We start from the raw sequence: 20,524 nt of genomic DNA, 5'->3' as shown, positions 1-20,524 counted from the left end.
CGGCCCGCTTGGGGCCGTTTTCCAGGGAACGGTGCTCAGCGACGGCGGATGCCGATGCTGTAGGCGCCGGCGGCGGCCTCGCCGACCGAGCTGGCCTCGATCACGTACTCGCCGGGCTGGAGCGGCTGCTCGATGCGGGCATTGAGCGCGCCGCCACCGTCGTCGTCAGAAGCGACCTCCCCGCCATCGCGCAGCAGCCGCAGGTAGGTGTCGAAACCGTCCGCGGTCATGTCGATGACGTAGTCGCCCGCACGCGGGATGCGCACCTGGTAGCTGTCGGTGACCCCCGGCAGCAGCCGCACGTCGCGCGTGCGCCCCACGTCGAGCGTGCCGCCGCCAGCGTCGGACGGGATCCCTTCCATCCGTGCCGAGAGGGTGAACACGCCGCCGTGCTTGCCGGTCGCGCCGGCTACGACGGTGTAGTCGCCCGGTTCGAGCACGGCGGTGATGCGCGCGTTGAGCGAGTCACCGGAGTCGTCGTCGACCTGGTCGACACCGCCGCCACGCAGCGCCAGCACCGGGTCGATCTCGTTGCTGTCCATCGAGAGGGTGACCAGCTGGCGCGACGGCACCTGGAGGCGGTACGAAACCTCTTCGCCCCCGTACAGCGCGGTCACGCCGCGGCCGGGGGCAAGTTCACCGGCGGCGGCCGCGGCAACGCCGGCGGGCAGTTCGCGGGCGGCGACGCCAAGCACGTACTGGCCGCCGACCTGGCCCATGGCGCCGTCGACGGTGAGCCGGTACACGCCCGGGACCAGCCTGGCGGTCAGCATCGCGTTGGTGGTGCCGTTGGCGTCGTCGTTCTCCATTGACACGCCGTTGCCCTCGAGGCCCACGACCGGATCGAACTCGTCGGAGTCCACCCGCACGGTGTAGACACCTTCGCGGCTGATGCGCAGCGGGAGCGTACGCGCCGCGTCGGCCCAGTCGGTGACGGTGCTGCCCACGGCGATCTCGCCACCGCCGTACACCTGCTGCCGCTCGGACTCCAGAGTGAAGGGACCGAACGAGGAGGCGTCACGCCCGCTCACCGCCAGCAGGTAGCGGCCGTCGCGCGGGGCACGCACGACCAGCCGGGTGCCGTCCTCGTCACGCGAGGTGGAGCTCGACAGCAGCTCGCCGTCGAGGAACAGGGTCAGCTCCGCATCGAGCGGACCGGTCACCGAAAAGCGGACGGCCTGGCCTTCCTCGAGCTGGATGGCGAACTGCTCGCTGCGGGTGCCGTCGCGCCAGTTGACCTCGTCGGCGCTGGTGATCTCGCCACGCACCGGCTTGTCCAGCGTCAGCGGGGACGCACCGGTGGAGCTCTGCGCGGCGGCCGGCGCGGCCATCCACATGCCGGCCCACAGGGCCAGCACCAATCCGTTCTTTCGCATGCGGGATCTTCCCTCTGTGGCCGCGCCGCGATGGCACGACCTGAACGGGCGATTATCCGTGGTGGCCGCGGCAACGCATAGCCCGGATGGGCACGGCGGCAAAGCCCGCCGTAAGCGGATCGGGATCCGCGCGTAAGGGGCGTTGCGATTCAGGCGGGAGGATCGATCGTCGGCAACTGGATCACGAACTCGGCGCCCCGCCCCGCTTCGCCGGTGCTGAAGACGCTGATCTCGCCGCCGTGGCTGCGGACCATCTGGTGGACCACGCTCAGCCCGATGCCCAGCCCGCCCGCCTGCGGCGTGTTGGACGCGTGCTCGCCCTGGGTGAACAGCTTGAAGACGTGGCCCAGTTCGGCCGGCGCGATGCCGGGCCCGTTGTCGGCCACGCAGAGCTGGGTACTGCCGTCGCGACAGGTCAGGCTGACCCGCACCTCGCCGCCTTCCTGGGTGAACTTGACCGCATTGTTGAGCAGGTTGTTGAGCACCTGCACCAGCCGCACCTGGTCGCCGCACACCCAGACCGGTGCGTCCGGCAGGTGGGTCGTGAGCCGCTGCCGACGCGCCTGCTGCGCGGGCGCGACGGCTTCCACCGCCTCCTGCACCACGTGCTGGAGGCAGACGGGGTCGCGCCGCAGATGGACCTTGCCGCTGACGATGCGGCCGACGTCCAGCAGGTCGTCCACCAGCCGGCCGAGGTGGGCGACCTGGCGGGCGAGGATGTCACGCGCGGTGCGCAGCTTGGGCGAGCGCGGCTCCTCCAACTGCATGATCGCCACCGCGTTGCTGATCGGCGCGAGCGGGTTGCGCAACTCGTGGCCGAGCATCGCCAGGAACTGGTGCAGGTGGCGTTCCTGGCTTTCCAGGCGGCGGATGCGGCGTCGTTCGGTCAGGTCGCGGGTGACCTTGGCGAAGCCGTAGTGGCGGCCCTGTTCGTCATACAGGGCGGTGATGACCACGCTCGACCAGAACCGGCTGCCGTCCTTACGCAGGCGCCAGCCTTCGTCCTCGAAGCGGCCGTCGCGAATCGCGTATTCGAGCTCCTGCATGGGCCAGCCGCTGTCGATCCGGTCCTGCGGATAGAACACCGAGAAGTGCTGGCCGATGATTTCCTCGGCGGTATATCCCTTGTTGATCTGCGCACCGAGGTTCCAGCTGGCGATGTAGCCCTGCGGGTCGAGCATGAAGATCGCGTAGTCGCGCACGCCTTCCACCATCAGGCGGAACCGCTCCTCGCTGCGACGGAGCATTTCCTCGTGGTTGCGGCGGTCGGTAAGGTCGCGGGTGACCTTGGCGAAGCCGCGGTGCCGGCCGGTGTCATCGATCAGCGCGGTGATGACCACGCTCGCCCAGAACCGGCTGCCGTCCTTGCGCAGGCGCCAGCCCTCGTCCTCGAACCGGCCCAGCCGCAATGCTTCGCGAAGCTCCTGCGCGGGGAAGCCGATGTCGATCATCTCCTGCGGGTAGAACGTCTCGAAGCTGCGTCCGATGATCTCCTCCGGCGCATAACCCTTGAGCCGCCGCGCACCGGCGTTCCAGGACCGCACGTGGCCGCTCGGATCGAGCAGGAAGATGGCGTAGTCGGACACCGACTCCACCAGCAGGCGGAAATCGGAATCGTCGACCGGTGGCGGCGCACCGTGATCGGCTACGGGAGCGTAGGAAAGCTGCAAGGCGGCGGATCCCCGGATGGTCTGCCAAGGTACTCCTTTCCCGAAGATCGGGGCGCCGTGGCAGGACGTCGCCGGGACAATGGCTGAACGGGGTTCAGTTTCAGGTGAAGCCGTTCTCCACCACGGCAAAGGCCCCGCCGGGGCGGGGCCTTGCTGGTGCTCACAGCCAGTGCCGCGACGGGATCACCGCCCCGGCGCCGGGCTCAGGCCCACGGGTCCTGCAGGACGATGTTGGCGTCGCGGTCGGGACCGGTGGACACCATCGCCAGCGGACAGCCCGACAGCTCCTCCAGCGCCCGCAGGTAGGCACGCGCGGCCGGCGGCAGCTTGTCCCACTCGGTGATGCCGTGGGTGCTCTCCTCCCAGCCCGGGAACTCCAGGTACACCGGCACGCACTCGTCCCAGCCCTGCGCGTCCAGCGGCGCGTACTCGGTGCGCTTGCCACGGTACTCGTAGCCGATGCACAGCTTCAGGGTCGGCATGCCATCGAGGATGTCGAGCTTGGTGATGCACAGGCCGCTGATGCCGTTGATCGCGACGGCACGCTTGAGCGCGACGAGGTCGATCCAGCCGCAGCGGCGCGGACGGCCGGTGGTGGCGCCGTATTCCTGGCCGCGGTCGCGGATGCCCTGGCCGACCTCGTCGTGCAGCTCGGTCGGGAACGGGCCGCCGCCGACGCGGGTGGCGTAGGCCTTGGCGATGCCGAGCACGTAGTCGATCGCGTCGGCGCCGACGCCGGTGCCGGCCATCGCGCCGCCGATGGTGGTGTTGGAACTGGTGACGTACGGGTAGGTGCCGTGGTCGATGTCGAGCAGCGAGCCCTGCGCGCCTTCGTACAGCACGCGCGCGCCCTGCTTGCGCAGGTCGTGCAGGATGCCGGCGACGTCGGACTTCATCGGCTCGACGTAGTCGCCGAACGCCAGCGCCTCGTCGAGCGTCTGCTGGAAGTCGACCGGCTCGACGCCGAGATACTGGGTCAGCACGAAGTTGTGGTAGTCGAGCGCAGCGCGCAGCTTCTCGGCCAGTTGCTCGGGATAGTGCAGGTCCGCGACGCGGATGCCACGGCGGGCGACCTTGTCCTCGTACGCCGGGCCAATGCCGCGGCCGGTCGTGCCGATGGCCTTGCCGCCGGCGGCCTTCTCGCGGGCCTGATCGAGCGCGATGTGGTACGGCATGATCAGCGGCGTGGCCGGGCTGATCTTCAGGCGTGAACGCACCTCGACGCCCTCGGCCTCCAGCTCGGCGATCTCCTTCTGCAGCGCGCCGGGGTGCAGCACCACGCCGTTGCCGATCAGGCACAGCGCGCCTTCCCGCAGGATGCCCGACGGAATCAGGTGCAGCACGGTCTTCTTGCCGTTGATCACCAGCGTGTGGCCGGCGTTGTGGCCGCCCTGGAAGCGCACGACCGCGCCGATGTCCTGCGTCAGCAGGTCGACGATCTTGCCCTTGCCTTCATCGCCCCACTGGGCACCGAGAACGACGACTGACTGACCCATTGCTTTGCTCCTGGCGTGGCGGGCGGCGCGGTGGGGGCCGGCCCGGGCGGATGGTCCGCGCATAGAAAAAGCCGGGCGGGGAATGCCCCCAGCCGGCTTTTGTGCATTATCCGGGTTTCGGGCGGCCGGGGCCAGCCTGCCCTCGAGCGGGCGTCGGCAGGAGCGGCTTCAGCCGCGATCTGAACCGTACCGGTGTCCGAGGCACCCGATCGCAGCTGAAGTCGCTCCTACGGGCCCTGTGCTACAGGAACCGGCGGACCAGCCAGAGGGCGGCGATGCCGACGCCAAGCACTACGCCGCCGAAGATCCGCAACTGGCGGTCGTCGAGCGCGCGCAGCTGCTCGGCTGCACGCCTCCAGACGCCGGGGGCGACGAACAGGAACAGGCCTTCGATCACCGCCACCAGGCACAGCGCCGACCACAGTTCGACCGCCATCGATCCTCTGCCGGCCTCAGCGGTCGTTGCCGAGGTACTGCAGGAAGGCGTCGTCGCGGTCGAGCACGATCACGCCGTTGCCGTCCTCGAACGACTTGCGGTACGCCTCCAGGCTGCGCTGGAAGGTGTAGAAGCCCGGGTCCTTCTGCGCGGCATCGGCGTAGATCGAGGTCGCCTCGGCGTCGCCTTCACCGCGCAGCCGCTGGGCGTCGCGCTCGGCCTCGGCGAGAATCACCGCACGCTGCTTGTCGGCCTGAGCACGCACGGTCTGCGCCTGCTCGGCACCTTCCGCGCGAAGGCGGCTGGCCACCTCGTGGCGCTGGGCGCGCATGCGCCGGTAGACGTCGGTGATGACCTGGCTGTCGGTCGGCAGGTCGATCTGCTTGATGCGCAGGTCGACGATCTGTACGCCCACGGTTTCGGCGCCCTTGTTGATCGCCGCCAACTGGCTTTCGATGATGTCGGCGCGGTTGCCGGAGACGATCTCCTTCAGCGTGCGCGAGTTGATCTCGTTGCGCAGCGAATCCTTGATGATCGGAGCCAGGCGGGCGATGGCGACGCTTTCATCGCCACCGGTGGCACGGAAGAACGCGCGCTCGTCCTCGATCATGCCGACCGCGAAGAAGTCGACGCTGACGTCCTTGCGTTCGGAGGTCAGGTAACGCTCGGGCTCGGCATCGAGCACCTGCAGGCGCTGGTCGAACACCATCGCCGTTTCCACCAGCGGCCATTTGAAGTGCAGCCCCGGCTCGATGCCCGTGCGGGCGACCCGGCCCAGGTTGAGCACCATCGCGACCTGGCCCTCGCGGACCACGTAGGTCGAACCCATCAGCGCCAGCAGCACGGCCACCACGACCGCCACCCATGCGGAGTACTTCATCGGATCACCTCCTCACGGCCGGTGCGCGGAGTGCGCCCGCTGCGGGTACTGCCTGCATCGCCGGGCGTGGCGGTGACTTCCGGCGCCAGGGTCTCCGGGGTCATCAGCGGGGCCTGCGAGGCGCCGGACGCGCCCTGCCCGTCCATCGGCACGTAGATCAACTGGCGCGAATCGCCGCCGACGACCTTGCGGGTGCCGGCGAGCACCTGCTCCACGGTCTCCAGCCACAGCCGCTTGCGGGTGACCTCGGGCGCGTCCTGGTACTGCTCGACCAGCAGCGAGAAGCGGTCGGCATCACCCTGCGCGTTGGCCACGGACGCCGCCTTGTAACCCTCGGCGGTGGTGCGGATGCGGGCGGCCTGGCCGCGCGCCTCGGGGACGACCTGGGCGGCGTAGGCCTGCGCCTCGCTGATCAGGCGGTCCTTGTCCTGCTGTGCGCTGTTGACGTCGTCGAAGGCCGGCTTGACCTCTTCGGGCGGGCGCGCATTGGGCAGGTTGAGTTCGGTGACGACCAGGCCGGTGCGGTAGGCCTCGAGCGAGGTCTGCAGCTGCTCGCGGGCGGACACCGCCAGCGCGTTGCGTGCGCCGAGCACGGTATCGAGGGTGGAGCGGCCGACCTGCTCGCGCACCGTGCTGAGCGCGGCCTGCTGCAGCATCGCGTCGGCGTCACGGGTGCCGAACAGGTACTGGGCCGGGTCGCTGACGCGGTACTGCACGTTGATGTCGACCTGGACGATGTTCTCGTCGCGGGTCAGCACCGGCACATTGGTGCTGAAGGTCTTGATGGCGGTCGCGTTGACCTTGGTGACCGACTCGATCGGCCACGGCAACTTGAAGTGCGGGCCCGGCTGGAGTACCCGGGCGACCTCGCCGAAACGCAGCACCACGCCGCGCTGCTGTTCGGTCACCAGCACGAAGCAGTTGAACACCAGCCACAGGCCGACGACCAGCGCCACCCAGCGGCCGATGCCGGCGCCGCCGCTTCCACCGCCGAACAGGCCGCGCAGCGGATCGAGAACCGCATCCAGCGGGTTGCCACCGGGGCGTCGTCGCCGGGGCGGCCGGCCACTCGGGCCGCCGGAATTGTCACTGCCAGGGGTGTTCCAGGCCATGCCTGCTCCTCAGAAGATGGGTGCGACGCACGCGGCGATCATGATGGTGCCCATGGTGGCCCGCGCGCTCGCCGCCCCCGCAGCGCGTGCGCAGGCGACCGATGATTCTAGGTGGGGGTCCGGACGGTCTCAAGCAAGATCGGGACCGAAGCCCGGATACCCGGGCGCGGCCCGCTCGAGCAGGGCGTCGTCCAGCAGCGGCCGCAGCAGTTCGCCCTGGGCCTGGGCGTACAGGCGCAGGGCGTCGGCTTCGGCCAGGTCGACCTGCAGCCGCCAGCCGCCCTCGTCCGCCTGCTCTCCGCGCACGGCACCGAGTTCGTGCAGCCGCGCGCGCAGGCGTCCAGCCCCGGGTGGCAACTCGATGGTGCCCGCGACATGGCGCAACTCCAGTGCCTCACCGATGGCGGTGCGCAGCAGGTCCATGCCCTGCCCGTCGCGCGCCGAGACCCACACCCGCGGGTGGCCCTCGGCCGGACGGTCGAGACGCGGCCGCGGCCGGGTGGCGGCGGCTTCGTCTCCGCTGTCGCCGCCCTCTTCGCCGAGGCGGTCGATCTTGTTGAACACCAGCACCTGCGGCAGGTCGCCGGCGCCGATCTCGCGCAGGACCTCGTCGACCTGGCGGATGCGCTCGTCGCGCAGCGGGTCGGCGGCGTCGACCACGTGCAGCAGCAGGTCGGCGTCGCGCGCTTCCGACAGGGTCGAGCGGAACGCGGCGACCAGTTCGTGCGGCAGGTCACGGACGAAGCCGACGGTGTCGGCCAGCACCACCCCGCCGCCGGGCAGTTCGATGCGGCGCACGGTCGGGTCGAGCGTCGCGAACAGCTGGTCGGCGGCGTACGCCCCGGCGCCGGTCAGCGCGTTGAACAGGGTCGACTTGCCGGCATTGGTGTAGCCGACCAGCGCCACCCGCGGCAGCTCGCTGCGCATGCGCGCGCGGCGCTGCTGGGTGCGCTGCACCTCGACCTTGTCGAGCCGCTTCTGCAACTGTTCCAGCCGCTTCTGCAGCAGCCGGCGGTCGGTCTCGAGCTGGGTTTCGCCCGGGCCACGCAGGCCGATCGAACCGCCGCGCTGTCGCTCCAGGTGGGTCCAGCCGCGGACCAGCCGGGTCGCCATATGGCGCAACTGGGCGAGTTCGACCTGCAGCTTGCCCTCGTGGCTGTGCGCGCGCAGGGCGAAGATGTCGAGGATCAGGCCGGTGCGGTCGACCACGCGGCGCTGCAGGGCGCGCTCGAGGTTGCGCTCCTGGCCGGGCCCAAGGGGATGGTTGACCAGGATGAGGTCGGCGCCGCTGGCCTCGGCCGCGGCCTTGACCTCCTCCAGCTTGCCGCTGCCGATCAGCATGGCGGCGTTGGGGCGGTCGATGCGGGCGGTGACCACGCCGGCCACGGTGGCGCCGGCCGAGCGCGCCAGGTCGGCGAACTCCTCCAGCAGCCCCTCATCCGGCGGGCCGCCGGCGTGGGGCTGGATCAGCAGTGCGTGTTCGCCCTTGCGGGAACGTTCAAACAAGGAGGAGGGTCTCTGGACACCGGGACTGGATGCTCACGACATGGATGCGCCGTGACCGAAAACAAGCCCGGGCGGGCGCCCGAGCCGCCTCAGCCCTCGTCGTGGTGCTCGTCGGCGTGGCCGTTGCCGCCCTCGCCCGACTGGACGTAACCGCCGCCCGGGCCTACCCGGACGTTGCGCGCCGGGACCACGGTGGAAATGGCGTGCTTGTAGACCATCTGGCTCACCGTGTTGCGCAGCAGCACCACGAACTGGTCGAAGGACTCGATCGTCCCCTGCAGCTTGATGCCGTTGACCAGGTAGACCGACACCGGCACACGCTCGCGACGCAGCGCGTTCAGAAAAGGATCCTGCAAGGATTGCCCCTTGGACATTCGAAATTCCCCCGACTTTTTAGGTTCTAGTTATGGGCGGCCGCCCGCGGCGGTCGCATCGCCGGCCGTCGTCCCCCGACGGCGATGGAGCCGATGGTAGCGCAACGCGGCACCGGACAACGGCCGGGCGCGGCCGGTCGGGTGGAATTCGTGATCACCGCCCGAAGAACATCGCCAGCGCCGCGTCCAGCTGGTCCCTGTCGAGGCTCGGGTCGAACCAGCGCGCGTCGAGTTCGCTGCGCAACCAGGTGAACTGGCGCTTGGCCAGTTGCCGGGTGGCGAAGATCGCGCGGTCGCGGAAGCCGGTGGCGTCGGTCGCGTCGTCGAGGTATTCCCACGCCTGCCGGTAACCGACCGCGCGCAACGCCGGCAACTCAAGCGGCGCGGGGTGCGCCTGCAGTTCCGGCAACGCCCGCAGCCGGCGCACCTCGTCGAGGAAGCCGGCGTCCAGCATCAGGTCGAAACGCCGGGCGATGCGTTCATGCAGGACCGCGCGGTCGGCCGGGGCGAGCGCCAGCTTGAGTACGTGGAATGGCAGCCGCGGCGCCGGGGGCTCGTTGCGCCAGTCGCTGATGGTCCGGCCCGACAGCCGGTGCACTTCCAGTGCGCGCTGGATCCGCTGGGCGTCGGTGGCGTGGATGCGGGCGGCGGCGACCGGGTCGATTGCAGCCAGCTCGGCGTGCAGCGCGGCCCAGCCACGCGTTGCGGCGTCGGCGGCGATCGCCGCGCGGATGGCGGGGTCGGCCGACGGCATCGCCGACAGGCCATGCAACAACGCGTGGAAGTACAGGCCGGTGCCGCCGGCGAGGATCGGGATGCGGCCGCGCGCGGCGATGTCGTCGAGCGCGCGGCGCGCGTCGGCGGCGAACTCGGCGGCCGAGTACGGCTGCCACGGCTCGCGGATGTCGACCAGGTGGTGCGGCACCCTCGCCCGCTCGTCCGGCGTCGGCTTGGCGGCGCCGATGTCGAGGCCGCGGTAGACCAGCGCGGAATCGACACTGACGATCTCGCCGCCGAGGCGCTCGGCCCAGTCGAGCGCGAGCGCGGTCTTGCCCGACGCGGTCGGGCCCATCAGGGCGATGGCCAGCGGCCGCGCCGGCGGACACGAATAAGATACGGCCTGTCCGCCAGCGCTCGCCATGGCCGTGCGGGCTAACCCCGCATCAGTAGCCGGTTTCGTGCAGGGAGGCGCGCACCTGCTGGTGCATCGCCTTGATCTCCTGCGGCGGCTCGCGGTCGAGCCGGCTGACCAGCACGATCGCGATGGTCGCGGCGATGAAGCCCGGCACCATCTCGTACAGACCCGAGCCCATCCGGTCGACCGCCACCAGCTTCCAGCCGATCACGGTGGCGGCGCCGACCAGGATGCCGGCCAGCGCGCCGTTGCGGGTCATGCGCTCCCAGAACAGTGACAGGATCACCACCGGTCCGAACGCCGCGCCGAAGCCGGCCCACGCGTAGCTGACCAGCCCGAGCACCTTGCTGTCCGGGTCGCGTGCCAGCCACAGCGCCACCAGCGCGATCAGCGCGACCGACGCGCGGCCGGCCCAGACCAGCTCCTTCTGGCTGGCGTGCTTGCGCACGAAGCCGTGGTAGAAGTCCTCCGTCATCACGCTGGAGCAGACCAGCAGCTGGCACGACAGCGTGCTCATCACCGCGGCGAGGATGGCCGACAGCAGCACGCCGGCGACCCACGGGTTGAACAGCAGGCTCGCCAGCTCGATGAACACGCGCTCGGCATTGGCGTCGACCGGACCGGCGGCGCTCGGATGGTTGGCGAAGTAGGCAATGCCGAAGAAACCCACGCCGAGCGAACCGGCCAGGCACAGGATCATCCACGTCATGCCGATGCGACGCGCCGGCGGGATGGTCCGGATGCTGTCGGCGGCCATGAAGCGCGCGAGGATATGCGGCTGGCCGAAGTAGCCCAGGCCCCACGCCAGTGCGGAGACCACTCCCACCAGACCCAGCGTTCCGCCGCCGAACCAGTCGAGGCGCCCGGCATCGAAGTTGCGAACCACGTCGACCGTCGCCTCGAAGCCGCCGTTGTTCATCAGGATGATGCTCGGCGCCAGCAGCAGCGCGAAGAACATCAGGCCGGCCTGCAGGGTGTCGGTCCAGCTGACCGCGAGGAAGCCACCGACCAAGGTGTAGAGGATGGTCGCGGCGGCGCCCCACCACAGCGCCTGCTGGTAGGGCAGCCCGAACACGCTCTCGAACAGGCGCGCCCCGGCGACCACGCCGGAAGCGCAGTACACCGCGAAGAACACCAGGATCACGATTGCCGACAGCACGCGCAGCAGGCGGTCGTGGTCGGCGAAGCGGTTGGTGAAGTAGTCGGGGATGGTCAGCGCGTCGCCGGCGCGCTCGGTGTAGATGCGCAGCGGCCCGGCGACCCAGCGCCAGTTGGCGTAGGCGCCCAGGATCAGTCCGATCGCGATCCAGCTCTCGGACACGCCACCGACGTACATCGCGCCGGGCAGGCCCATCAGCAACCAGCCGCTCATGTCCGACGCGCCCGCCGCCAGCGCCACCACCCACGGGCCGAGCGAACGGCCGCCGAGGATGTAGTCGTCGAAGTCCTTGGTCGAACGCCACGCGATGAACCCGATCAGGATCACCACGGCGAGATAGATCGAGAAGGTGACGAGTAACGGTGTGCTGGCTGTCATTGCAACAGGCTCCCCCGGTCATGCTTGTGGGCGCCGCGACGCGGCGCGCGCGAGTGGGCGTCGCCTGGGTCGGCGGCGCGCGAATGGACCAGCCTAACGCAGATGCGGGGGCGCTTTCAGCCCGCGGTTATTCACATTGGCTGTGGACAAACGGCCGGACCAAGCTGTGGACAAGTAGCCGCGCGCCTGCTGTGCCAATGCGCACGGTCGGCCTGGCCATTTCTTCGCCACCGCCGGAAACGGCGTGCTGTCAGTCCTCGTCCGGCCAGCGGATGGCCGGAGCCGGGCCCTCGCTCCGTGGCGCCGGCCGCGCCGCCACCGCCTGCCACACCTTCAGCGCATCGACCGTGGCGCCCACGTCGTGCACGCGCAGCAGCCGCGCCCCGCGTTGTGCGGCGATCAGGTGCGCGGCCACCGAACCATGCACCCGCGCCAATGGCTCCTCCTGTCCGGTCAGCTCGCCGATCGTCCTTTTGCGCGACAACCCGGCCAGCACCGGCACTCCGAGCTCGCCGAAGCGCTCCAGACCGGCGAGCAGCGTGACGTTGTGGCCGGTGTCCTTGCCGAACCCGAATCCCGGGTCGACCACGATCCGCCGCTTGTCGATGCCGGCCATCTCCGCGGCGAAGATGCGCTCGGCGAGGAAGCGGTGCACTTCGCCGACCACATCGTCGTAGTGCGGCGCGGCCTGCATGCTGCGCGGCTCGCCCTGCATGTGCATCAGCACCACCGGCACGCCGAGCGCGGCAGCGGCGTCGAGCGCGCCTTCCCGACGCAATGCATAGACATCGTTGACGATGCCGGCGCCAGCCTCCACCGCGGCGCGCATGACCTCCGGCTTGGAGGTGTCGATGCTGATCGGCACCGCGGTTTCGCGCGCCAGCCATTCGATCAGCGGCACCACCCGTTGCAACTCCTCTTCGATGCCCACGTCGGCGGCGCCGGGCCGCGTCGATTCGCCGCCGATATCCAGCACGTCGGCGCCTTCCTCCACCAGCCGCATGGCATGCACGAACGCGGAGTCGAGGCTGTCGTGCGCGCCGCCGTCGGAAAACGAATCGGGAGTGACGTTGACGATGCCCATCACCCGCGGACGGTCGAGTACGAGCGGACGGCCGTTGCAGTCGAGTACGGTTTCGGTCTGGAACATCGCGGCGCCGCCAAAGAAAAAGGCCAGAGCGAACTCTGGCCTTTTCGTAGAGGTCCGGCAAGGACGTCAGGTCTGCGCCGCAGGCCCGATCACCGCCCCCGGCGGGTGGCCCGCATCGTCCTTGGGCGACTTGCCCGACTTGCCCCAGTCGGCCGGCGGACCGGGCACCCGTCCGTCCATGATCGCGTCGATCTGCTGGGCATCGATGGTCTCGTACTGCAGCAGGGCGTCGGCCATGACGTGCAGCTTGTCGAGGTTGTCCTTGAGGATCGTGGTGGTGCGGTCGTAGGCCTTGTCGAGGATGCCGCGCACGACCTCGTCGATGCGCCGCGCGGTGTCGTCGGACACGCTCTTGTGCTGGGTAACGGAACGGCCGAGGAACACCTCGTCGTCCTCCTCGCTGTAGGCGATCGGACCCATCTCGTCGCTCAGGCCCCACTTGGTGACCATGTTGCGGGCCATCTTGGTCGCCCGCTCGATGTCGTTGGACGCGCCGGTGGTGACCTTGTCGTTGCCGAAGATCAGCTCCTCGGCGACGCGGCCGCCGTACAGCGAGCACAGCTGCGACTCGATCGCGGTGCGGTTGTAGCTGTACTTGTCGCCTTCGGGCAGGTACATGGTCACGCCCAGCGCGCGGCCGCGCGGAATGATGGTGACCTTGTAGACCGGGTCATGCTCGGGCACGACGCGGCCGACGATGGCGTGGCCGGCTTCGTGGTAGGCAGTGAGCTTCTTCTCGTCCTCGCTCATCGCCATCGAGCGGCGCTCGGCGCCCATCAGGATCTTGTCGCGCGCCTTGTCGAAGTGCTCCATGCGCACGTCCTTGGCGTTCTCGCGGGCGGCGAACAGGGCAGCCTCGTTGACCAGGTTGGCCAGGTCGGCACCACTGAAGCCCGGCGTGCCGCGCGCGACCACCATCGGCTCGACATCGTCCGACAGCGGCACCTTGCGCATGTGCACGCGCAGGATCTGCTCGCGGCCCTTGACGTCGGGTAGCCCAACCACGACCTGGCGGTCGAAGCGGCCCGGGCGCAGCAACGCCGGGTCGAGCACGTCGGGACGGTTGGTCGCGGCGATCACGATCACGCCCTCGCCGCCCTCGAAGCCGTCCATCTCGACCAGCAACTGGTTGAGGGTCTGCTCGCGCTCGTCGTGGCCGCCGCCGAGCCCGGCGCCGCGATGGCGGCCGACCGCGTCGATCTCGTCGATGAAGATGATGCACGGCGCGTGCTTCTTGGCCTGCTCGAACATGTCGCGCACGCGACTGGCACCGACGCCGACGAACATCTCGACGAAGTCCGAGCCCGAAATGCTGAAGAACGGCACCTTCGCCTCGCCGGCAATCGCGCGCGCCAGCAGCGTCTTGCCGGTACCCGGCGGGCCGACCATCAGCACGCCGCGCGGGATCTTGCCGCCGAGCTTCTGGAACCGCGACGGGTCGCGCAGGAACTCGACCAGTTCGCCGACCTCCTCCTTGGCCTCGTCGCAGCCGGCCACGTCGGCCAGGGTCACCTTGACCTGGTCCTCGCCCTGCATCTTGGCGCGCGACTTGCCGAAGCTCATCGCACCCTTGCTGCCGCCCTGCTGCATCTGCCGCATGACGAAGATCCAGAACGCGATGATCAGGATGATCGGCAGGAAATTGAGCAGCAACGCCCAGAACGACGGGCCGCCCGGCGGCGTCTGGGTGATCGCGACATCGTGCTCGAGCAGGTCGTTGACCAGGTCCTTGTCGCCCGGGCTGTAGGTGGTGAAGCTGCTGCCGTCCTTGCGCTCACCGGTGATGGTGGTGCGGTCCTCGCCGATCTTCACGCTTTCGACGCGGTCGGCCTGCACCTGCTGGATGAACTGGTCGTAGGCCAGCGCTTCGCTGCCGCCGCCCGTGCGCGGACCGAACGCCTGGAAGACCACCATCAGCACGACGGCGACGATCACCCAGAGCAGCAGATTCTTGGCCAAGTCGTTCATTCGAAATAGTTCACACGTTGGGTGTGCGGATCCCTCCGCGGAAAACCCGCGCCTCCGGCGCAGGCGGTTCGTTGCGGCTGCCGGGCGGTCGTCTGCCGGGCGTCCTCACTTGATCTCGGCGCGTTTTCCCTGGGCCAGGGCGTACACCTCCGGCGAGCGCTTGCGCGACGCGGCCGGCTTGCGGATCGACACCTTCTCATAACGGCGTCGCAGCTCGCGCACGTAGGCGTCGAAACCCACGCCCTGGAACAGCTTGATCAGGAACGTGCCACCCACCCGCAGGTGGTTGTCGGCGAAGTCCATCGCCAGTTCCGACAGGTACATGGCCCGCGGCATGTCGACCGCATCCACGCCACTCTTATTGGGGGCCATGTCGGACAGTACAAGGTCCACCGGCTTGCCGCCCAGGGTCGATTCCAGCTGCGATAGGACCGCATCCTCCCTGAAATCCCCATGAAGGAACTCGACCCCGGCCAGCGGCGGCATCTCCAGGATGTCCAAGGCGATGACCCGCCCGCTGTCGCCCAGCTCCTGGCGGACCCACTGGGACCACCCGCCGGGTGCGGCGCCGAGGTCGACCACCACCATCCCGGGCTTCAGCAGGCGGTCGCGCTCGACCAGTTCCTCGAGCTTGTAGGCCGCGCGCGAGCGCATCCCTTCGGCCCGCGCCTTCTTCACGAACGGGTCGGAATGGTGCTCCTTCAGCCAGCGCTGGCTGCTCTTGCTGCGGGTGGCCATCGGGCTGCGGGGACTCTGGGCGCGGCCCGCCATGATACCCTGCGGGGCCTGCCATCCCCGCCTGCGTGCCTCCATGTCGACCGTCCTGACCTCCGCCCAGACCCGATTCCTGCGCGGCCAGGCGCACGACCTCAAGGCGATGCTGCAGGTCGGCGGCAAGGGCATCAGCGATGCGCTGGTGGCCGAGATCGACCTGGCCCTGGAACACCACGAACTGATCAAGATCAAGGTCGCCGCCGGCGACCGCGAGGCCCGCGACGCGATGATGGCCGAACTGGCCGACCGCACCGGCGCCGCGCTGGTGCAGCGGATCGGCCACACGCTGGTGCTGTACCGGCAGAGCAAGGACAAGCGCCAGATCGTGCTGCCGCGGACCTGAGCCGCACCGCACCCGGCCTGCGCGACCGCCCGGCGCGGCGGCGGGCGCCGGCCTCCGCAGGACTCCGACATGCAACTGAACCTGGAACGCCCCGACTACGAGTTCTTCCTGCGCGCGGCCGACGGCAACGCGGCGCTGGTCAACGAGCGCGAACTGCGGCGCAGCTTCGCGATCGCCCCGGACCGGCTGATCGAGGACTGGGCTGTTGCCGATATCGCCCGCCTCACCCCGGCGCAGTTGCAGCCATTGCTGGACCTGGAGCCCGGCGTGCTGCTGCTCGGCAGCGGCGCGCGGCAGGTGTTCCCCCCGGCGGCCGCCATGGCCGCTGGCCTGTCCCGCGGCGTCGGCATCGAGGTCATGACCAACGCGGCGGTGGCACGCACCTTCAACGTGCTCGCGAGGGAGGGCCGGCGCGTGGTGGCCGGGCTCGTTCTCGCAGGCGACTGACCGACGGCGGCGCCTGCCGGCCGCAGCGTCGGATCCTGCGGCCTGCCACGGCCGCTCAGCCGAGCTGCCCGGAGATGCCCGGAGATGCCCGCTGGCGATGGTGGACGGCGTGTCGAGCCTGCCTACCTGGACTCGACCCCGGCATCCGCCCCGGAATTCCGCCTCTTCCGTGACGGCTTCGCCGTTATTTCTTCGGCAGATACAGCAGCGGGTCGACCGGCTTGCCGTTGTAGCGGATCTCGAAATGCAGCATGTCGCGCGACGCGCCGGTACGGCCGAGCTCGGCGATCTGCTGCCCCGCCTTGACCACCGCGCCTTCGTTGACCAGCCGGTTGCGGTTGTGGCCGTACGCCGACAGCCACTGCTCGTTGTGCTTGATGATGATCAGCTCGCCGTAACCGACCAGGCCGGAACCCGAGTAGACCACGGTGCCGTCACCGGCGGAGCGCACCGCGGCGCCCCCGGTACCGGCGATGTCGATGCCCTGCTTGGTCGGCTCGCCCGCTTCGAAGCGGCTCAGCAACTGGCCTTCCACCGGCCATTGCCAGCCCACGCCGCTGTTGACGGGTGGCGCCGGGGGGGTGGTCGGTGCGGACGGGCGCGAGCTCGGGGAAGGAGCGGCGGACGCCGTGCCCCGGGTCGGGGTGGTGGTGCGCGGCGGCGTGCTGCGGCCCCCGCCCGGATAGAGCGACAGCCGCTGCCCCGGGTAAATCGTGTACGGCGCCGGGATGCCGTTCCAGGCGGCGAGGTCGCGTACCGCGACACCGTTGTCGGTGGCAATCCGGTACAGCGTGTCGCCGCGCTGGACCACCGTGGTGGCGCCGTACTTGGGGGTCGACCCCGATACGCGGGTCACCGTGCTCGAACAGGCCGCGAGCGCCAGCATCAGCATGGCCGCTGCGAACAGGCGGGACAGGGTCTTGCCGGAACGGGTGGTCGTGGTCATGCGCCTTGTCGTGTTCTCCGGGTCGGTCCGCCGGCGCGCCGGCTGGGGTCGAGGTGGCCGCGGGTCAGCCCGAAAGCCGCTGCCACAACTCGTGCGCGGCGACACCGCCGCCGCCGATCAGAATACCGAAGTAGATGATCGTGCCGAGGTTGAACAGGTGGCCGAGCAGCATCGCACCGCCATCGCGCTGGATCAGGCCGACAGCGTAGAGCAGCAGGGCCAGCGCCGGGAGCGTGTTGCTGAACGGCACGAATCCGAACGGCGCCATCAGCAGCAACGCGGCGAGGATGAAGGCCAGGTTGTTGACCAGCGCCTGCGCCCGGCCGTCGACAAATCCGCGCAACCGGTGGGGCCGGCTGATCTTCTCCAGCCGGCGCACCCAGACCATGCCATGGGCCAGTCCCGGTCGCAGCTTGTCGGCCGGCAGCGAGCGATCCTTGAGCTTTGCCGGCAGCCACAGCGGCCGCCCCACCAGCCGGCTGATGCCGACCAGCAGGATTGCCGCGCCGAACACCGTGCTGACCCCCGGGATCGACACCGGGATGAGGAACACCAGCGTCAGCAGCATCGTCAGCAGCAGCAGTCCCTCGTCGCCGAAGACCTCGAGCAGTTCGCCCAGCGTCAGTCTGTCCTCGGGCAGGTCGCGGATGATGGCCGCAAGTTGCTCGCCCAGCGGAGCGGAATCCGGCGCGGATGCCGCGTTGCGGTCGGGAGTCTTCATGCGGTCAATCCACCAGGCCGGACAGCAGCGGCACGAACACCACCGGCCCGAACGCCCGCTGCGTCAGCGCGCCATCGGCGCCCTTGTCGAGCACCAGCAGCGACTGCGAGGAGGCCGAGCCCACCGGCGCGACCAGCACGCCGCCCGGCGCGAGTTGCTCGGCCAGCGCGTCGACCAGTGCAGGCGCGGCGGCGGTGACGATGATGGCGTCGAACGGGCCGTTTTCCGGCCAGCCGATGCGACCGTCGTCGTGCTTGCTGCGCACGTTCATGCCGAGCTGGCGAAAGCGCTTGCGGGCGACCCGCAGCAGTTCGCCGATGCGTTCGACGGTGTGCACCTCGAGGCCGAGCGCGGCCAGGATCGCGGCCTGGTATCCCGAGCCGGTGCCGATCTCCAGCACTTTCGACGGGTTGGCCTGCATCAGCAGCTCGCTCATGCGCGCCACCACCCACGGTTGCGAAATGGTCTGGCCGTGGCCGATCGGCAACGCCGTGTCTTCGTACGCGCGGGTCGCCAGCGCCTCGTCGACGAACAGATGTCGCGGCACCGTACGGATCGCGTTGAGCACGCGCTCGTCGGTGATCGCGTCGCTGCCGTGGCGGCCGGCGCGCAGGCGGTCGACCAGGCGGTCGCGCACGCGCTGGGAGGTCATGCCCGAACCGATCGCCTCGGGCTGCAGGCGCAAACGCAGGCTCATCGGACCGGCTCCGGCGCAGGCGAGGCGCGGTCGAGCGAATCGACCAGGCCGCCCACCCAGCTGGCCACCTGCTCCAGCGCCTGGTAGCGGGTCAGGTCGACCTGGATCGGGCTGATCGAGATGTGGCCGGTGCGGACGGCGTGGAAATCGGTGCCCGGGCCGGCGTCCTGCTCGCGACCGGCGGCGCCGATCCACCACCACTGGCGTCCGCGCGGATCCTCCTGCGGCACGCACGGTTCCGCACGGTGCCGGTTGCCCAGGCGGGTGACCTCGAAACCGGCGATCTCGTCCCACGGCAGGTCGGGCACGTTGACGTTGAGCATGGTGTCGGCCGGGAGCGGGTCGACCTTCAGCCGGGCGATGATCTCGGCCGCGGCACGCGCGGCGGTCTCGTAGTTCCGGCCCACGTGGTCGGCGGTGGCCAACGACACCGCAACCGACGGCAGGCCGAGGAAGCGGCCCTCCATCGCCGCGGCGACCGTGCCCGAATAGATCACGTCGTCACCGAGGTTGGCGGTGTTGTTGATGCCCGACACCACGATATCGGGCTCGTCCTCCAGCATTCCGGTGATCGCCACGTGCACGCAGTCGGTCGGGGTACCGTAGACACGCCAGGTGCGATCGTCCTGCCGGACCACGCGGACCGGCATGTCGAGGGTCAGCGAGTTGCTCGCGCCGGACCGGTCGCGATCCGGTGCAACCGTCAGCACCTCGTGGCCGGCCGCGCGCAGCCCGTCGGCGAGGATGCGGATCCCGGGGGCGTCGACGCCGTCGTCGTTGCTGACCAGTACTCGCATGGGCTCCCTTGGCAGATCCGCCCGCAAAGCCGGGCGGTGGTGGACGGCGACCGTGGAGCGATCGACCCGCGTGAAGAGGGGGTGCGGCGAGGCGCGACCAGCGGGGCGCGGCAGGCTCGCGAAGAAGCGCCATGATAGCCGAAGGTGCCTGCCGGCTCAGCCTGAAAACGGCGTCGCGCGCCGGCGACGCACCGCCCCGCGGCCCGCTTGCGCCACCCGGCAAGCGGGCTCAGGCTTGCACCATGACCGCTGGTGACCCGCAATGAGCGATCCGCCCGAGGACGACGAAGCCGCGCTGTTCCGCGAGGCGATCGGCGCGGTGCGCAAACTGCCCGAACGCCCCGCCGCACCCGCGCCGGCGCGACCCCGGCCACGCGCCCGCATGGCCGAACGCGACGAAGCCGCGGCGCGCGACGAATTCCGCCACGCCCTCGACGAGAGCCTGCTCGAAGCCGGCGACGCGCTGGCCTGGCGGCAGGACACCGTGCCCGCGCCGGTTTTCCGCCGCCTGCGGCGCGGCGAGATATCGGCCCAGGAGGAGCTCGACCTGCACGGGGCGGATGCCCGTACGGCCGAGGCCCTGCTCCGCGCCTTCCTCGGCGACGCCGTGCGGCATGGCCTGGGTTGCGTGCGGATCATCCACGGCAAGGGCGGTCGCGGGCACGCCGACATCGCCAGCAGCGGTGCGCCGGTGCTCAAGAACCTGGTCGACCGCATGCTGCGCCAGCGCGCGAGCGTGCTGGCGTTCCATTCCGCTCCGGCCACACAGGGCGGCACCGGGGCGGTGCTGGTGTTGCTGGCGCCGCCGAAACGGCGCTGACCGTCAGTCGCCGGTGGCGACGAGTTCCCGGCGGGTGGTCGGCGGATTGACCCACTGCACCTCGAGCCCACGCCGACGCGCGATTTCCTCGACGCGGGTGATGTAGGCTTGGTCGACATCGATCGACGCCACCTGCGGGGACACCCGCGCGGACTGGTCGTCCATGCTGGCGCAGGCTGCCAGGCCCGTCGCCACGAGGGAAAGCGCCACCATCCTCAGCATCGTTTTCATGACCGCCTCCTGTGAGCCGTCACGGGGCGCCGCGGCCCCGGAGCCCGGCCCTGCCGGGCGCCTTCAGGTATACGCCGACGCCCGGCGCGGGCCAGTGCCGTTCCGGAA

At 70.0% G+C, this 20,524-nt stretch carries 21 protein-coding genes; 3 read left to right on the top strand and 18 right to left on the bottom strand.

Features of this window, described 5'->3' with window-relative positions:
* Window positions 1-35: 35 nt before the first annotated feature.
* From U8331_RS04870 to rlmE, 13 genes are all read right to left on the bottom strand, one after another.
* On the bottom strand, window positions 36-1,376 hold the full coding sequence (locus U8331_RS04870; RefSeq protein WP_481132487.1) for a hypothetical protein: 1,341 nt from the start codon (window positions 1,374-1,376) through the stop codon (window positions 36-38).
* A 149-nt stretch (window positions 1,377-1,525) separates the two neighbouring features.
* Window positions 1,526-3,046, bottom strand: a complete 1,521-nt coding sequence (locus tag U8331_RS04865) for a sensor histidine kinase (protein WP_481132486.1) — start codon at window positions 3,044-3,046, stop codon at window positions 1,526-1,528.
* Between the two features lie 203 nt (window positions 3,047-3,249).
* Window positions 3,250-4,542 carry an adenylosuccinate synthase gene (locus U8331_RS04860; protein WP_481132485.1) on the bottom strand — a complete coding sequence of 431 codons (1,293 nt, stop codon included), beginning with the start codon at window positions 4,540-4,542 and terminating at the stop codon, window positions 3,250-3,252.
* A gap of 241 nt (window positions 4,543-4,783) precedes the next feature.
* Complete coding sequence (locus tag U8331_RS04855; RefSeq protein ID WP_481132484.1) at window positions 4,784-4,978, bottom strand: DUF2065 domain-containing protein; 195 nt, start codon at window positions 4,976-4,978, stop codon at window positions 4,784-4,786.
* 16 nt (window positions 4,979-4,994) lie between these two features.
* The gene (gene hflC / locus U8331_RS04850; protein ID WP_481132483.1) at window positions 4,995-5,858 is read right to left on the bottom strand and encodes a protease modulator HflC; all 864 of its coding nucleotides are present in this window, start codon (window positions 5,856-5,858) and stop codon (window positions 4,995-4,997) included.
* Window positions 5,855-6,970, bottom strand: coding sequence for an FtsH protease activity modulator HflK (gene hflK / locus U8331_RS04845; RefSeq protein WP_481132482.1), 1,116 nt, complete (start codon window positions 6,968-6,970; stop codon window positions 5,855-5,857). The genes hflC and hflK overlap by 4 nt, the downstream gene beginning before the upstream one ends.
* A 129-nt stretch (window positions 6,971-7,099) precedes the next feature.
* Window positions 7,100-8,476: a ribosome rescue GTPase HflX gene (gene hflX / locus U8331_RS04840; RefSeq protein ID WP_481132481.1), complete on the bottom strand. Its 1,377-nt coding sequence runs from the start codon at window positions 8,474-8,476 to the stop codon at window positions 7,100-7,102.
* 89 nt (window positions 8,477-8,565) lie between these two features.
* On the bottom strand, window positions 8,566-8,850 hold the full coding sequence (gene hfq, locus U8331_RS04835) for an RNA chaperone Hfq (RefSeq protein ID WP_481132480.1): 285 nt from the start codon (window positions 8,848-8,850) through the stop codon (window positions 8,566-8,568).
* 154 nt (window positions 8,851-9,004) lie between these two features.
* Window positions 9,005-9,991 carry a tRNA (adenosine(37)-N6)-dimethylallyltransferase MiaA gene (gene miaA, locus U8331_RS04830; protein WP_481132479.1) on the bottom strand — a complete coding sequence of 329 codons (987 nt, stop codon included), beginning with the start codon at window positions 9,989-9,991 and terminating at the stop codon, window positions 9,005-9,007.
* Between the two features lie 22 nt (window positions 9,992-10,013).
* The gene (gene putP, locus U8331_RS04825) at window positions 10,014-11,522 is read right to left on the bottom strand and encodes a sodium/proline symporter PutP (RefSeq protein ID WP_481132478.1); all 1,509 of its coding nucleotides are present in this window, start codon (window positions 11,520-11,522) and stop codon (window positions 10,014-10,016) included.
* A gap of 250 nt (window positions 11,523-11,772) precedes the next feature.
* On the bottom strand, window positions 11,773-12,672 hold the full coding sequence (folP, locus tag U8331_RS04820; protein WP_481132477.1) for a dihydropteroate synthase: 900 nt from the start codon (window positions 12,670-12,672) through the stop codon (window positions 11,773-11,775).
* 66 nt (window positions 12,673-12,738) lie between these two features.
* On the bottom strand, window positions 12,739-14,640 hold the full coding sequence (ftsH, locus tag U8331_RS04815; protein WP_481132476.1) for an ATP-dependent zinc metalloprotease FtsH: 1,902 nt from the start codon (window positions 14,638-14,640) through the stop codon (window positions 12,739-12,741).
* A gap of 105 nt (window positions 14,641-14,745) precedes the next feature.
* Complete coding sequence (gene rlmE, locus U8331_RS04810) at window positions 14,746-15,378, bottom strand: 23S rRNA (uridine(2552)-2'-O)-methyltransferase RlmE (RefSeq protein ID WP_481132889.1); 633 nt, start codon at window positions 15,376-15,378, stop codon at window positions 14,746-14,748.
* A 73-nt stretch (window positions 15,379-15,451) separates the two neighbouring features.
* On the opposite strand from rlmE, the gene yhbY reads away from it, so the two are divergent.
* Window positions 15,452-15,757: a ribosome assembly RNA-binding protein YhbY gene (yhbY, locus tag U8331_RS04805; protein ID WP_481132475.1), complete on the top strand. Its 306-nt coding sequence runs from the start codon at window positions 15,452-15,454 to the stop codon at window positions 15,755-15,757.
* Window positions 15,758-15,826: 69 nt separating this feature from the next.
* The gene (locus U8331_RS04800) at window positions 15,827-16,204 is read left to right on the top strand and encodes an Mth938-like domain-containing protein (RefSeq protein ID WP_481132474.1); all 378 of its coding nucleotides are present in this window, start codon (window positions 15,827-15,829) and stop codon (window positions 16,202-16,204) included.
* A gap of 184 nt (window positions 16,205-16,388) precedes the next feature.
* Here the strand turns inward: U8331_RS04800 and U8331_RS04795 are convergent, their stop codons facing one another.
* The 4 genes from U8331_RS04795 to surE form a co-directional block, all read right to left on the bottom strand.
* The gene (locus tag U8331_RS04795; RefSeq protein ID WP_481132473.1) at window positions 16,389-17,150 is read right to left on the bottom strand and encodes a peptidoglycan DD-metalloendopeptidase family protein; all 762 of its coding nucleotides are present in this window, start codon (window positions 17,148-17,150) and stop codon (window positions 16,389-16,391) included.
* 64 nt (window positions 17,151-17,214) lie between these two features.
* Entirely contained in the window at window positions 17,215-17,871 is a 657-nt protein-coding gene (locus tag U8331_RS04790; RefSeq protein ID WP_481132472.1) for an exopolysaccharide biosynthesis protein, read from the bottom strand.
* Window positions 17,872-17,875: 4 nt separating this feature from the next.
* Entirely contained in the window at window positions 17,876-18,568 is a 693-nt protein-coding gene (locus U8331_RS04785; RefSeq protein ID WP_481132471.1) for a protein-L-isoaspartate(D-aspartate) O-methyltransferase, read from the bottom strand.
* On the bottom strand, window positions 18,565-19,365 hold the full coding sequence (gene surE / locus U8331_RS04780; protein ID WP_481132470.1) for a 5'/3'-nucleotidase SurE: 801 nt from the start codon (window positions 19,363-19,365) through the stop codon (window positions 18,565-18,567). Before surE ends, U8331_RS04785 begins: the two co-directional genes overlap by 4 nt.
* Window positions 19,366-19,627: 262 nt before the next feature.
* Here surE and U8331_RS04775 point away from each other — a divergent pair, with 262 nt between their 5' ends.
* Window positions 19,628-20,185, top strand: a complete 558-nt coding sequence (locus U8331_RS04775; protein ID WP_481132469.1) for a Smr/MutS family protein — start codon at window positions 19,628-19,630, stop codon at window positions 20,183-20,185.
* A 3-nt stretch (window positions 20,186-20,188) separates the two neighbouring features.
* On the opposite strand, the gene U8331_RS04770 is transcribed toward U8331_RS04775, so the two are convergent.
* The gene (locus U8331_RS04770; RefSeq protein ID WP_481132468.1) at window positions 20,189-20,416 is read right to left on the bottom strand and encodes a hypothetical protein; all 228 of its coding nucleotides are present in this window, start codon (window positions 20,414-20,416) and stop codon (window positions 20,189-20,191) included.
* Window positions 20,417-20,524 lie beyond the last annotated feature (108 nt).

It is taken from the genome of Lysobacter sp. CC-YZS074 (assembly GCF_056739745.1).
Note: the sequence above shows the minus strand (reverse complement) of the source record. Positions and strands in the feature narration are given on the sequence as shown.

What these genes read in the sequence shown, in the direction of transcription:
- U8331_RS04870 (WP_481132487.1), bottom strand. Translation starts at nt 1,376, where the DNA reads ATGCGAAAGAACGGATTGGTGCTGGCCCTGTGGGCCGGCATGTGGATG.
- U8331_RS04860 (WP_481132485.1), bottom strand. Translation starts at nt 4,542, where the DNA reads ATGGGTCAGTCAGTCGTCGTTCTCGGTGCCCAGTGGGGCGATGAAGGC.
- U8331_RS04855 (WP_481132484.1), bottom strand. Translation starts at nt 4,978, where the DNA reads ATGGCGGTCGAACTGTGGTCGGCGCTGTGCCTGGTGGCGGTGATCGAA.
- hflC (WP_481132483.1), bottom strand. Translation starts at nt 5,858, where the DNA reads ATGAAGTACTCCGCATGGGTGGCGGTCGTGGTGGCCGTGCTGCTGGCG.
- hflK (WP_481132482.1), bottom strand. Translation starts at nt 6,970, where the DNA reads ATGGCCTGGAACACCCCTGGCAGTGACAATTCCGGCGGCCCGAGTGGC.
- hfq (WP_481132480.1), bottom strand. Translation starts at nt 8,850, where the DNA reads ATGTCCAAGGGGCAATCCTTGCAGGATCCTTTTCTGAACGCGCTGCGT.
- miaA (WP_481132479.1), bottom strand. Translation starts at nt 9,991, where the DNA reads ATGGCGAGCGCTGGCGGACAGGCCGTATCTTATTCGTGTCCGCCGGCG.
- putP (WP_481132478.1), bottom strand. Translation starts at nt 11,522, where the DNA reads ATGACAGCCAGCACACCGTTACTCGTCACCTTCTCGATCTATCTCGCC.
- folP (WP_481132477.1), bottom strand. Translation starts at nt 12,672, where the DNA reads ATGTTCCAGACCGAAACCGTACTCGACTGCAACGGCCGTCCGCTCGTA.
- ftsH (WP_481132476.1), bottom strand. Translation starts at nt 14,640, where the DNA reads ATGAACGACTTGGCCAAGAATCTGCTGCTCTGGGTGATCGTCGCCGTC.
- rlmE (WP_481132889.1), bottom strand. Translation starts at nt 15,378, where the DNA reads ATGGCCACCCGCAGCAAGAGCAGCCAGCGCTGGCTGAAGGAGCACCAT.
- yhbY (WP_481132475.1), top strand. Translation starts at nt 15,452, where the DNA reads ATGTCGACCGTCCTGACCTCCGCCCAGACCCGATTCCTGCGCGGCCAG.
- U8331_RS04800 (WP_481132474.1), top strand. Translation starts at nt 15,827, where the DNA reads ATGCAACTGAACCTGGAACGCCCCGACTACGAGTTCTTCCTGCGCGCG.
- U8331_RS04795 (WP_481132473.1), bottom strand. Translation starts at nt 17,150, where the DNA reads ATGACCACGACCACCCGTTCCGGCAAGACCCTGTCCCGCCTGTTCGCA.
- U8331_RS04790 (WP_481132472.1), bottom strand. Translation starts at nt 17,871, where the DNA reads ATGAAGACTCCCGACCGCAACGCGGCATCCGCGCCGGATTCCGCTCCG.
- U8331_RS04785 (WP_481132471.1), bottom strand. Translation starts at nt 18,568, where the DNA reads ATGAGCCTGCGTTTGCGCCTGCAGCCCGAGGCGATCGGTTCGGGCATG.
- surE (WP_481132470.1), bottom strand. Translation starts at nt 19,365, where the DNA reads ATGCGAGTACTGGTCAGCAACGACGACGGCGTCGACGCCCCCGGGATC.
- U8331_RS04775 (WP_481132469.1), top strand. Translation starts at nt 19,628, where the DNA reads ATGAGCGATCCGCCCGAGGACGACGAAGCCGCGCTGTTCCGCGAGGCG.
- U8331_RS04770 (WP_481132468.1), bottom strand. Translation starts at nt 20,416, where the DNA reads ATGAAAACGATGCTGAGGATGGTGGCGCTTTCCCTCGTGGCGACGGGC.